Raw genomic sequence first — 11,984 nt, forward strand, 5'->3', positions numbered from 1 at the left:
CTTGTTCATGGTGGATGGTTTGTTGTTTGCTGGTTTCCGACTTCGACAATCAGATTCTCAGCTGAAACCTCCACCGCCTACAATCTCCCGCCTCAACTCCCCCGTACACCACTTCCGACTTTAGCTCTTCTGCAATCCGGCATTTCTGCTGCCTGTCCTTGAGCGGACGGCTCGCCTCGGAAGGCGAATGTTTATACAGGGTCGACTTCTGCCGGACACAGAACGTCGACGGCGGCTACCTCGACTGTCTCGGCGTCGGACCGGGTTCGGCCAACAACGGACCTTCGCCCACGCTTGTGCACGGACGTTCGAGCGTCGGCTTCGACCCAGGCAACGGACGTTAGCGTGCCAATTGCGTCGGTTGTGTCGTCAGCCGAAGCCGACATTGGGGGCCGAGCGGTGCGACATTATGGAGTGTCCGCTATCAAGATACGGAATGCGCTCGACTGTTCAGCGTGAAGCCTGCGGAGAAACTCAATCTTTGCCTTCCGGTGCTGCCAGCCCACGAAGGTTCCACAGGGGAACAAGGACTGTCTTGTCTTCGCTATTTTCCGTTGAATGATGAGCATCAACGGAAGGCGACAACAATAGGGCCGCCTTTTGGGCGGCCCTATTGTCTACCTGCAGAGCGCACGATACGGTTTGAACGCCTCTCGCAACTCAGGAGACAGCCCGTCAGGTCGACGAGTTGCCTTCAACGGTCGTCGCCATCGCGACCCGCAGACGCCGGCCGCGGCGGGCTTACGGTAATGGCGGCGCCAGTCAGTACCCAAGCCCGCTGGCTGGGCGCAAACCGCGGCGCCAGGGAGCCGTCATTGATTTCGCGCGTCACGGCAAAGCGACGGAACGAAGTCGCCGGCAAGAACAGACGGGAATTGTCCGGGAACCCATCGCTGGCCGTATCCACGTCTCCCTCGCGTGCCGAAATGACGCCGTCGCCATTGGTATCGACCCGTTTGACTTCGGCCACATAGGCGTCGTACAACCGCTGCGGGAATGGCGTGCCCTGCTCGAACGATGCCACTCGCACGTAGGTGTCCAGGTAGATTTCGTGGGCCAGTCCGCTCGGGATGAAGCGCTGGCGGTATTCCCGCTGGTTATCGACTGTGGCATCGAATCGGTCGGGGTCGCGCGGACCTGCACCACCCAGCGGGGCCGCATTGTTCGGATCGTCACCATAGTCGATCGGACTGTTCTTTACGCCTGCCGGTCCAGAGCCGGGAATCAGTGACGAGAGCGCGCCAACTTTGCCGGCTTCAAAGGTACCGGGGATACCGCCGGTAAAAGGCAACTCGTAGAGTGGATGGATCCAGTTGGTCGTGTAGTTGAATTCCCAGTAGCCGTGACAATCAGACTGCTGCATGCAGTTGAGCGCCCCCATGCTCAGCTGGATCGGCACGATATTGGTCTGGCGGTCGGGGAAGTGGTCTGAAGCTTCGGGCAAATGCGGTGCCTTGCCATCCATTGTGAATAGCTGGCCCGGCACGTTGTGGTGCGTGCCCATCGCCCGCAAGGCGGCCGCGTCCGCGACTGTCATTGTGCCGAACTGGGCGTGCCCGTCGGGACGGGGTGGTGCGACATTCGGCACTTGCAAATCGTGGATCATCCAGCCCTCGTACCAGCCGCTTTCGTTGTTAATCACAAACAGATATGACAGGTCGGTAAATACATCGATGAAGGCGCGAACGTTATTGGGATCAGTGGGCAACCCCGGCTTCGGCTCGACCACCAGGCGTACCGCACCGATGGTTGGCAAGCCGCAGTTGGCGCCAGTTGCCGTCAGCATCGCCTTGTCGTTGATGCCCGGGAATCGTGTCGTGAACGGATTGGGTTCGAATCCTACTGTGGACAGCAGGTAATACTGGAACAGCTGGCTCGGTTTGTCGGCCTCGGCATAGGCCTGAATCGGCAAATAGGTATGGGGCCGCTCGGCTATCCTTTGGAGGAGATCCTGCAGCGGATCTGGCAGGTGCGCGATGTCGCCGCGCTGGCGCACCAGCGCGGCGTCAGCGGCAGCGTTCGGATTCGGATGGCAAGGTGGCGGCGGCTGTTCTGCGCATGCCTGGCCTGCGGCCAACGCGCCGATGAAGGCGGCAGCGGACAGACTGGCAGCTCGAGAAGCCAGTGGTCTGAAGCTGCGGGGCTTGAATAGCGATTTCATGATTGCTCCTGAGGTTGACCCGCTTCGACGGACAGATCTGCGGTTAGGTATTGATGTGTGGCTTAACCTCCTTTGAAAGTTGAGTCGCGGGTTGTCCATGGCCGGGCAGCGGGTCGCCTGTCTCGACCATGACGCTGCCTCGCGGTGGGCAACCCGCGAGGCGATGTGACTGGGTGAAATCGGCAAATCGGATGCCGCGAGAGAAGTGTCGAGTAAACGGGTTGGAGGAAGAGATATTCCGGGCGCAGCTAAGGAATGCAGCGGCAGTCATGCCTGTCGGATCCATTGCGCGCGTACTAGCCGCAACATCCGGCTGTATTCGCGCACTACCTTAAGGCAGGCTGAAGAAGTCGCCGTTCGTCGTTGCCGCAGCAGCAAAGTTGCGTCAAGTTGCAGGCGTAACGGCATCGCCGTCGTTTGATCGCGCCACGCCGCCCTCGGAAGGCCGATGGCGTCCAATAGCGCATTTGCGCGCGCGGTGAAATCCGGACTTGCTTGTCCCGCGATTCATTTTCGTCGCACCGCCAGAGCGGACGCTCGACATGGGTTGTTACGGCCGTGCAACCAACGACAGCGATGGCCGTTCATGTCGCTCAGCGCGGGATGTCGGATGATCGCTGTTCCGGAGTAAGCTGCCGTTGAGGTGACGGAGCTTCGAACGACGGCAGTGCGTCGAAAGTACGCGTTCGCCGAACGGAGCACGAGATTCAGAGCGGATGGTTGGCGAATGCCCGGTTAGCGTGCTTCAGCCGACTCCCGCACGCCCACACATCAATGACCGCAAAGGCCGACAGAACAAACCTCAAGACACAAGACAGGATGACTTGCCGGCTGGCTCCGAGGGATGAATGACCGCCGCATCCTCAAAAGCTGCACATGATGTGGTGCTTGGCCCGGTGTCCGGAGTGGGCGAATCCGCCCAGTCGCGATATGGGGCAACTAGCAATGTGCTGTTCGATGCGCCGCGTGATGCGTGATCTACACATCCTTTGAAAACTGATCGTTGCAGGCAGATCGAATGGCAGCGCGTTGGTCCACTCTGACAACCCTGCGGACGTTTCATGGAAACGTGAAGTCTGGCAGACTCTTCTGGCTACTAGCGGATAGGGGTTTTCCCTGATGGGGCAATCGGGCATCTAATTGTGATGCACAGATTCCATGAGTGGCCGTCCGCGCCGGAGCCGACAACAGCCGATGGATCTCCGAGAAAATAGTTTAAGTATTTGTTTTTAATGTAAATTATCCGGCGACCTCGAATTTTTGTTGCGTTGCAAGATTCAGACTTAAGCGAACAAAGTTCAAACTCAAGCGAATCTCGAGACCAGCACTGCCGCTACTCCTCACTTCTTGAATTTGTCACTACCCGTCCATATAATTAGCACTCGCTGCACGAGAGTGCTAACAACATCTCCGGTTGGCTCAGCCAGCCGGGTTTTCTCAGCGTTCTTCAGTCTCAATCAGAGAGGAGTATGTATGAACCTTCGTCCTTTGCATGATCGCGTGATCGTCAAGCGCCTGGATCAGGAAACCAAGACTGCGTCGGGCATCGTGATTCCCGAAGCCGCAGCGGAAAAGCCGGATCAGGGCGAAATCCTCGCAGTCGGCCCGGGCAAGCGCGACGACAAGGGCGCAGCCATTGCGCTCGACGTAAAAGTCGGCGACCGCGTCCTGTTCGGCAAATACGCAGGCCAGACCGTCAAGGTCGACGGCAACGAATTGCTGGTAATGCGCGAAGAAGACATCATGGCCGTGGTGCAGAAGTAAGCGCAAGGTCGCTACTTCCCCGGTTACATCCAAAGTATTCAAGGAGTTAGAAGATGGCAGCTAAAGACGTCGTATTCGGAGATTCCGCCCGTGCCAAGATGGTCGAAGGCGTGAACATTCTCGCCAACGCCGTGAAGGTCACGCTGGGTCCGAAGGGCCGCAACGTGGTCCTCGAGCGCAGCTTCGGCGGCCCGACGGTCACCAAGGACGGTGTGTCGGTCGCAAAAGAGATCGAACTGAAAGACAAGCTCCAGAACATGGGCGCGCAAATGGTCAAGGAAGTCGCTTCCAAGACCAGCGACAACGCAGGCGACGGCACGACGACCGCTACGGTTCTCGCGCAATCGATCGTCCGCGAAGGCATGAAGTACGTCGCATCGGGCATGAACCCGATGGACCTGAAGCGCGGTATCGACAAGGCCGTTACAGCCGCAATCGAAGAACTGCGCAAGATCAGCAAGCCGTGCACGACCAACAAGGAAATCGCCCAGGTTGGCGCGATCTCGGCGAACAGCGATTCGTCGATCGGCGAGCGCATCGCTGAAGCAATGGACAAGGTCGGCAAGGAAGGCGTGATCACCGTCGAAGACGGCAAGTCGCTGCAAGACGAGCTGGACGTCGTCGAAGGTATGCAATTCGACCGCGGCTACCTGTCGCCGTATTTCATCAACAACCCGGACAAGCAAGTCGCCGTGCTCGAGAACCCGTTCGTGCTGCTGCACGACAAGAAGGTGTCGAACATCCGTGATCTGCTGCCGGTGCTCGAGCAAGTCGCGAAGGCTGGCCGTCCGCTGCTGATCATCGCTGAAGACGTCGAAGGCGAAGCGCTCGCAACGCTGGTCGTCAACAACATCCGCGGCATCCTGAAGACCGTTGCCGTCAAGGCTCCGGGCTTCGGCGATCGTCGTAAAGCGATGCTGGAAGACATCGCGATCCTGACCGGCGGTCAGGTCATCGCTGAAGAAACCGGCCTCACGCTCGAGAAGGCAACGCTGGCTGAACTGGGCCAGGCGAAGCGCATCGAAGTGGGCAAGGAAAACACCACGATCATCGACGGCGCTGGCGAAGCTGCAAACATCGAAGCACGTGTGAAGCAGGTTCGCACGCAAATCGAAGAAGCGACCTCGGACTACGACCGTGAAAAGCTGCAAGAGCGCGTTGCCAAGCTGGCAGGCGGCGTTGCAGTGATCAAGGTCGGTGCTGCGACCGAAGTCGAAATGAAGGAAAAGAAGGCACGTGTCGAAGACGCACTGCACGCAACGCGCGCGGCTGTGGAAGAAGGCATCGTGGCCGGTGGCGGCGTCGCGCTGATCCGTGCACGTAAGGCAATCGATGGCCTGAAGGGCGCTAACGCCGATCAGGACGCAGGTATCAAGATCGTTCTGCGCGCAATGGAAGAGCCGCTGCGCCAGATCGTCACCAACGGTGGCGAAGAAGCGAGCGTCGTCGTGGCAGCGGTTGCGGCTGGCAACGGCAACTACGGCTACAACGCAGCGACCGGCGAGTACGTCGACCTGGTTGACGCAGGTGTCGTGGACCCGACGAAGGTGACGCGCACGGCGCTGCAAAACGCAGCTTCGGTTGCCGGTCTGCTGCTGACGACCGACGCAGCTGTCTGCGAACTGCCGAAGGAAGATGCTCCGATGCCTGGTGGCATGCCCGGCGGCATGGGCGGCATGGGCATGGACATGTAATTCCGCTCGGGCCTCGTGGTCCGGCCGCGTGGTTGACCACAGCGGCCGGGTCACGGACGAGGCCCGGCTGGAAGTCCATGTGGGGAGTGCGCCGCGAGGCGTGCTTCCCAAACGAACAAACCCGCTTATGCGGGTTTTTTCGTTTGGGGTCGGCGTTGACGTGGGGACCGGGGGGGCGCTTGTGGATGCCCGCCGTGCGGATCAGGCGCCTGCCGTGTGAGCGGAACGATCAGTCGACGTTCCGAGGCACTTTTCGCGCAGGTAGTCGAAGATCTGCGCGACGCTTTCCTCGCGGGGGAGCGTTCCCGTATCGACGTACAGGTCGGGATCGATCGGCGCTTCATAGGGCGCTGATACGCCGGTGAACGAGCTGATTTCGCCAGACCTCGCTTTCGCGTAAAGACCTTTGGGATCGCGGTTCGCGCAGATGGCGAGCGGGGCGCACACGTAGGTCTCGACGAACTTGTCGGGTCCGATGATCTCGCGCGCCATCGCCCGGTCTTCGCGTATCGGCGAAATCAGCGCGGTAATCACGATCAGGCCCGCGTCGTTCATCAACTGGGCGACGTGCGCGACGCGGCGGATGTTTTCGCGCCGGTCGTGGCGCGCGAAGCCGAGGTCGCTTGCCAGACCGTGGCGGATATTGTCGCCGTCGAGCACATAGCAGGCATGACCGAGCGCGATCAGCTGCTCCTCGAGCGCGAACGCGAGCGTCGATTTGCCGGCGCCGGACAGGCCGGTCAGCCAGATCGTGGCCGGCGTCTGATCGAATAGGCGTATGCGGTCTTGCACCCCAATGTTGCCGTGGAAGCGTTGCACGAAGCTCGGCGGCTCTTTCATGGATAAGTTCTCCCGACTCTTCTGGCTCACTCGCAGTGCCAGCCTTGCCGCCACGTGCCGGCGTTGTGCAGGCGTTCGGTGGAATTGGCGATCGTAACGCAAAAGCCTTCCGGGATGCCGTCCGGCAGTGGAATCGAAAATCCGCTGTTCGAGCTGGGATAGCCGGCGCTCGCTACATCGGGCCGCGGCTCGCCGCTGTAGCCGGTCGCGACGATCTGCGCGCCGACCCGCACTTCGAGCGGCACCTGTCGCTCGGGCCGGCTCAGATTGACCGCCCAGCCCGACACCCCGGCGTCGCTCACCGTGTCGACGAAGCCCTCGAAGAGGTCGATCGGCGCGCGCTGGCAGCTTTGCGCGAACTCCAGATAGGCGTCGATCGGCGCGAGATCGAAGCGGCGGATCACCTGATGCACGCGCGACAGGAACGAGCCGTCGAAGCCAAAAACCGGCGAGCTATAGACGTGAGGATTCTCGAGCTGATTGATTTCGGACTGAATCAGCCGGACCAATTCGAGCGCATTCGAAAAGACGCTGCCTGTATCTTTCGCATAAGCTTCGACGATCCGATTCGCGTCGTCGAACAGCTCGTAATCAAAGCGATTGTCCGCGATAAACTTTTTTCTTGCTGCCTCGCTGATGTGAGCCTTGCCTTTCGACGCGCCATTGGTGCGATTCGTTTCGAAATAAAACGGTAGTTTCATCCCGGTCGAACCGCAAAGCCGCAGTAAGAATTCACTCATCTCCTCACAGGCGCCGACGGTCTCGATCTGCTCACGCAAATGGATTTGCGCGACAGCGAGGCTCGCTTCGTCGACCACCGGTTCGCCGCTCAGCATCTGCACGAAAAGGTTCTTGCCGGCGAGCGATTCGCTGACCCACTCATCCAGCGACAGCGCGCCTTGCTGCGCCAGAGCCTCGGGCGTCGACACGCTGACGCCGCGCGTGACCTCGCCGTTCTTGCCGTTCGCCGCATACCAGTAGTGCGAGACTTGCCGTGCGAGCGGATCGCGCAGGATCGTGCAGTAAGTGAGCGGATGTTTGATCGCCCGATGAATGCCATACGGTTGATGCCCGCCGCCGACCTGCGTTTCGAGCAGCTTTGCGCGGCAGTTTCCCCACCCATCCTGATCCCAGATAAAGCTAATGAATTGGTCACTACCTTTATTCAAATCAAAACACGAAATTACGGTCGAGCCGCCGCATTTCGGTGGATGGATGAAAAAGCTAGGGAAAGACATGTGGTGACATATGACAGTTCGCGATCCGTAAAGTCTAGCCAAAGGGTGTCGCGGAGGTTGTAACGTTTAATTACGCGGCAAAACGTCTGTTGCCGCGGCGCCAGCATCATTTCATGCTGTCATGCGAAATGGATTGGCCAGAGCGTCCACAATAGGCGCGGGGCGCGGCAGTAGCGATAGCGGGCATCGAATTGCGCTATTCATTTGGAATAAATCGAATGAAAATTCGCCGTAACCACGAAAGAGGCATGTAATAAAAAACCCGCCAAAAAGCGGGTTTTCAATCAATACAAACGAATGACGGGGTCAGTGCCGTGCTTCTCCGGGCGCCGCACCCTTGCCTTGCGCTGGCGGGGTTTCATCGTCGTCGCTGCTGCGCGCCCAGAAGAAGCGATCGGGCATGTATGCCCCCATGCCGGGCCGGAACGCATTGCGCACCGCCTGATACAGATACTCCTGGCTTTCGCGCACCGCTTCCGCCGGCTCCTGGCCGTTAGCGAGCAGCGCGGCGATCGCCGCGCCGAGCGTATCGGTCAGTCCGGTCAGCCGATGAGGCGCGCGGTCCCACATGTCCTGACGCAACTGGCCGTCCTCGCTGAACAGCGTATTGACGAGCCGATGCGTGCCGGTTTCGGTCGACAGAATGTACTCGCAGCCCTGCGACAGCAGATGCGAGATCGCCGCGTCGAGGCTCGGCGCCTCGGCGTCGCCGTCGGGCTGCGCGAGCGCGAGCAGCGTGGACGAGTCGGCGACCAGCAGCGTGGTTTGCGGCGCGAGCAGATCGGCGATCGCTTCGCGCAGTTCGTCGGCGGCGAGCACGTGTTCGTCGTCGAGCGTGAAGTCGGGGACGAGGATCAGCGGGATGTCGTCGTAATCGGCGACCACTTCGGCGATCGCGCTGACCACTTCGGCGCGCGTGCACGCGCCAACCTTGAACGCGGCGATCGGCATGTCCTCGAGCAGCATGCGCGCCTGCGTCGCGACGACGTCCGGGTCGAGCCCGGTGACTTCGTCGCAGTTCGCCGAATCGCGCACGGTATAGCCCGTAAGCACCGAAACGCCGTGGCAGCCCATGCTGGCAAGTGTCAACAGGTCCGCCTGCAGGCCTGAGCCGCCGGTGGGATCGGAGAGGCCGAAGGTGAGGACGATCGGAGGCGTGTCGCTGGGCATGAAAATGGATAAAGAAAGCAGGATTTCGGCGCGCAATGCGCAATTGGCTCAATTATGCGGCCTAAACCGTGGAGAGGGCGTTTTTTCGCGCGGCGGGGATCGCGAGAGGCTGGCTCGCGGCCCGCTGACGCGGGGCGGACGGGGATTGCTTCGAGGTTGCCACGCTAGCGCCGCGAGCGTCGCCCGCACACCGCTGAAAGCCGGTCCACGTTACGGTTGCGCGTTTTCGATTGCTAGGCATGGGGGCGGCAACACGGTACCATCATGGCTCCCGCTTCCACGGACTCAACGACGCGACAAAAGAATGGAATATCAAAGCTGGATGTGCCTGATTTGCGGCTGGATTTACGACGAAGAGGCCGGCTTGCCGGACGAAGGCATTGCGCCGGGCACGCGCTGGGAAGACGTGCCCATCAACTGGACGTGTCCGGAGTGCGGAGCGCGCAAGGAAGACTTCGAAATGGTCCAGATCTGAAGTTGGGCAAGCCACCGGCGTCGGCTGGCCGGCCGTTGCCTGGCTGATCGATGGTTCCGGCGCCGCGGTTTGACGGGTTCATGCGACACGCCGCATGCGGCGCCGCCAAAACCTCGTCCCGAGGTTCGATCCCGAAATTCAGCGGCGTCATTCGCCGCGTAATTCCTGCAATCGCTTGAAGCGTCCGGCGCGGCCGGTGCCCGTCTGAGCGCGCCGGCGCGGAACATCGCAGCGCGCGTCGTGTCGCAACGGTAGTCTGTCATTGTCCTGTCGCCGGTTCGCGCGTTGGCCGATCACTCAGCACGCGGCGCGAAGCGACGGCCCCGTCAGCTTCGTGTCGCCTGCCCATGACTTTTCGATCCGCAGCACCCGTTTCCATCGATGCACTGCCGAACCCGCGCGGCGGCGCGGTCCGCCCCGCGGAACTGGCGCTCGCCGAGGCGTCGCTCGCGTTCGAGCAGCGCGACGAGAGCGGTGCCGCGCTGCTGCGCGCGTCGCACGCGCTGCGCACGGCGGGCTGGCTCAGCGCCCAGCGTTTCGCCGACACGCTCGTGCGGCTGTCGCCGCTCGCGTGCGGCGAGCCAACCGAAGCGGAAGGCGCGCGGCCGGTGTTCGGCGCGGCGCTGCACGACTTCCGCGCGGCGCTCGAGCGCCACAACCTGCGCGAGCTCAGTTGCTCGCCGACGCTGTTCGACCACTATCGCGAGCTGTGCGCGCAACTGGTCGAACCCGCGCCGGGCTCCGCCGTCGCGTTCGAAGACCTCGCGCTGTACGGGCGGCCGGTGCCGCCGGCGTCGCTGCACGTGCAATCGGCCGATCAGCTTGCCCATCTGCGGGCACGCTACGAGCGCGCGTTGCTGCCGGTGCTGCGCTCGCAGGCCGACACGGGCAGCGCGGTGGCGCTCGCGGTCACGAATGCCGCGCTCGACGAGCTCGACGCCGTGTTCGTCGAACTGGCTGGCCCCGATCCCTATGATTTCTGGCGGCTCGCGCGCGCCTGCGCCAAGGCGCTGCGCGCGCGCGGCCACGCGATCCGCGATATCGAGGCACGGCGCTTTTACGCGCGCTGCAACCTGGCGCTCGCCGATCACGCGCGCGGCATCGAGCGCGCGCCGCGTTCGCTGGTGCGCGCGACGCTCGCGCTGCTGTGGCGCGATTACGCGCTGTTCGGCGCGGCGCCGCAAGACGCCGACCAGGTCGAGGTGTTGCACGACTACGGCTTGACGGTCGACTGGCACGTCGCCGGCACGCAGTCCTCGGAAGCGCTGTGGGAGGCGGGCGCGCTCGAGGCGCAGGCGCTGCCGCACACGCGCGATCTCGGCGTGCTGAGCGTCAACGCGAGCGCGTATGAAGACTTCCTGCAGAGCGCCGACGCGTCGATCGAGGCGCTCGCCGCCCATGCCCGTGCGGCCGATCAGCCGGAGAAGGCCGACCCGAGCGAAGCGCTGCAGGCGGGCGACGCCGCCTACCGGCTCGGCTCGGCCGCTTGCGCGCTCGGCCTCGGTCACGTCGCGCTGCTTGCCGATGCGCTCGGTCTCGCATGGCGGCGTCGCGCGCATGCGGGCGTCGCGACGCCGGCGGTGCGCGCGCACGTGATCGTCGGCGCGCCGCCCGCCGATACGCTCGAACAGGCCGCCGAGGCCTTGCGCGCGACGCTGCACAAGGTCGCCGCGGGCGTCGCGCCGGTCCGCGGCAGCCTCACGCAGGCGGCGCTCGGCGCGCTCACGCGCGCGATCGAGCAGGGCGGCGCGTGAAGCGCGGCCCGCGCCGCGCCGAACGCGCGACGTGGCCCGCGACTTGCGTCCGTAACGTCTCGACTCACGCGCACACGACGGGCAGAAGCCCATTGTGACAACACACCTTCCCGCCGCTTCGCGACGCCCGCCGAACGCGCCGTTCTGCGCGGTGTTTCGGCGCCTGATCGCGAGATGGCGCGAGTCGCGCGCGTGATAGAGTGCAACTTGATCCGGCGTCGATGGCGCGGCACGTCGCATGCAGCGCAACGCGCTGCAGCGCTCAAAGCAGCCCGCCATCCCGCATCGTCTTTGCTAAAATCCGAACTATGTCCAAGAGTACCGATCGCATCAATCTGACCAACCAGTTCCTGATCGCCATGCCGAACATGGCCGATCCGACATTTTCAGGAACGGTGGTCTACCTTTGCGATCACAGTGAGCGCGGCGCGCTCGGCCTCGTGATCAACCGGCCGACCGATATCGACCTGCAGGCGCTCTTCAATCGCATCGATCTGAAGCTCGAGATCGAACCGCTTCTCCATGTTCCCGTGTATTTCGGCGGCCCGGTGCAAACCGAGCGCGGTTTCGTGCTGCACGATCCGAAAGGCGGCAGCGCGTACACGTCGTCGATGTCGGTGCCCGGCGGGCTCGAAATGACCACGTCGAAAGACGTCCTCGAAGCCGTCGCGAGCGGCACCGGCCCGGAACGCTTTCTGTTGACGCTTGGCCATGCCGGTTGGGGCGCCGGTCAGCTCGAGGACGAAATCTCGAAGAATGGCTGGCTGACCGTCGAGGCCGATCCGAAGATCGTCTTCGACGTGCCCGCTGAAGATCGTCTCGAAGCGGCGCTCGCGCTGCTCGGCGTGTCGCTGTCGATGCTCTCGGGCGAGGCCGGGCACGCATGAG

The 11,984-nt window shown here is 62.5% G+C and carries 10 protein-coding genes; 6 read left to right on the top strand and 4 right to left on the bottom strand.

The annotated features are described in order from the left end of the window. Nucleotides 1–694: 694 nt before the first annotated feature. Nucleotides 695–2,161, bottom strand: a complete 1,467-nt coding sequence (locus F6X42_RS28120; protein ID WP_187637322.1) for a hypothetical protein — start codon at nucleotides 2,159–2,161, stop codon at nucleotides 695–697. Between the two features lie 848 nt (nucleotides 2,162–3,009). On the opposite strand from F6X42_RS28120, the gene F6X42_RS45335 reads away from it, so the two are divergent. The 3 genes from F6X42_RS45335 to groL all read left to right on the top strand — a co-directional run bounded on the left by F6X42_RS45335 (nucleotide 3,010) and on the right by groL (nucleotide 5,619). Beyond that, nucleotides 3,010–3,138 carry a hypothetical protein gene (locus F6X42_RS45335; RefSeq protein WP_281394051.1) on the top strand — a complete coding sequence of 43 codons (129 nt, stop codon included), beginning with the start codon at nucleotides 3,010–3,012 and terminating at the stop codon, nucleotides 3,136–3,138. 496 nt (nucleotides 3,139–3,634) lie between these two features. Beyond that, a complete protein-coding gene (groES, locus tag F6X42_RS28125; RefSeq protein ID WP_008923887.1) occupies nucleotides 3,635–3,925 on the top strand; it encodes a co-chaperone GroES in 291 nt (96 codons plus the stop codon). 53 nt (nucleotides 3,926–3,978) lie between these two features. Continuing rightward, nucleotides 3,979–5,619, top strand: a complete 1,641-nt coding sequence (gene groL / locus F6X42_RS28130; RefSeq protein ID WP_187637323.1) for a chaperonin GroEL — start codon at nucleotides 3,979–3,981, stop codon at nucleotides 5,617–5,619. A gap of 201 nt (nucleotides 5,620–5,820) precedes the next feature. On the opposite strand, the gene cysC is transcribed toward groL, so the two are convergent. The 3 genes from cysC to F6X42_RS28145 form a co-directional block, all read right to left on the bottom strand. Further along, nucleotides 5,821–6,459 (bottom strand): adenylyl-sulfate kinase, encoded by a 639-nt coding sequence (cysC, locus tag F6X42_RS28135; protein WP_187637324.1) that lies wholly within the window; start codon nucleotides 6,457–6,459, stop codon nucleotides 5,821–5,823. Nucleotides 6,460–6,485: 26 nt separating this feature from the next. Continuing rightward, nucleotides 6,486–7,697 carry a chondroitin 4-O-sulfotransferase gene (locus F6X42_RS28140; RefSeq protein WP_187637325.1) on the bottom strand — a complete coding sequence of 404 codons (1,212 nt, stop codon included), beginning with the start codon at nucleotides 7,695–7,697 and terminating at the stop codon, nucleotides 6,486–6,488. Nucleotides 7,698–8,003: 306 nt separating this feature from the next. Then, nucleotides 8,004–8,867: a hydroxymethylpyrimidine/phosphomethylpyrimidine kinase gene (locus tag F6X42_RS28145; RefSeq protein ID WP_187637326.1), complete on the bottom strand. Its 864-nt coding sequence runs from the start codon at nucleotides 8,865–8,867 to the stop codon at nucleotides 8,004–8,006. A 304-nt stretch (nucleotides 8,868–9,171) separates the two neighbouring features. Between F6X42_RS28145 and F6X42_RS28150 the strand changes: the two genes are divergently transcribed. The 3 genes from F6X42_RS28150 (at nucleotide 9,172) to F6X42_RS28160 (ending at nucleotide 11,983) form a co-directional block, all read left to right on the top strand. Beyond that, entirely contained in the window at nucleotides 9,172–9,342 is a 171-nt protein-coding gene (locus F6X42_RS28150; protein ID WP_006047743.1) for a rubredoxin, read from the top strand. 347 nt (nucleotides 9,343–9,689) lie between these two features. Then, nucleotides 9,690–11,096 carry a FimL-related protein gene (locus F6X42_RS28155; RefSeq protein WP_187637327.1) on the top strand — a complete coding sequence of 469 codons (1,407 nt, stop codon included), beginning with the start codon at nucleotides 9,690–9,692 and terminating at the stop codon, nucleotides 11,094–11,096. A 308-nt stretch (nucleotides 11,097–11,404) separates the two neighbouring features. Then, nucleotides 11,405–11,983 carry a YqgE/AlgH family protein gene (locus F6X42_RS28160; protein ID WP_027196846.1) on the top strand — a complete coding sequence of 193 codons (579 nt, stop codon included), beginning with the start codon at nucleotides 11,405–11,407 and terminating at the stop codon, nucleotides 11,981–11,983. Nucleotide 11,984 lies beyond the last annotated feature (1 nt).

The organism is Paraburkholderia podalyriae (assembly GCF_014397785.1).
Taxonomy (GTDB): Bacteria; Pseudomonadota; Gammaproteobacteria; order Burkholderiales; family Burkholderiaceae; genus Paraburkholderia; species Paraburkholderia podalyriae.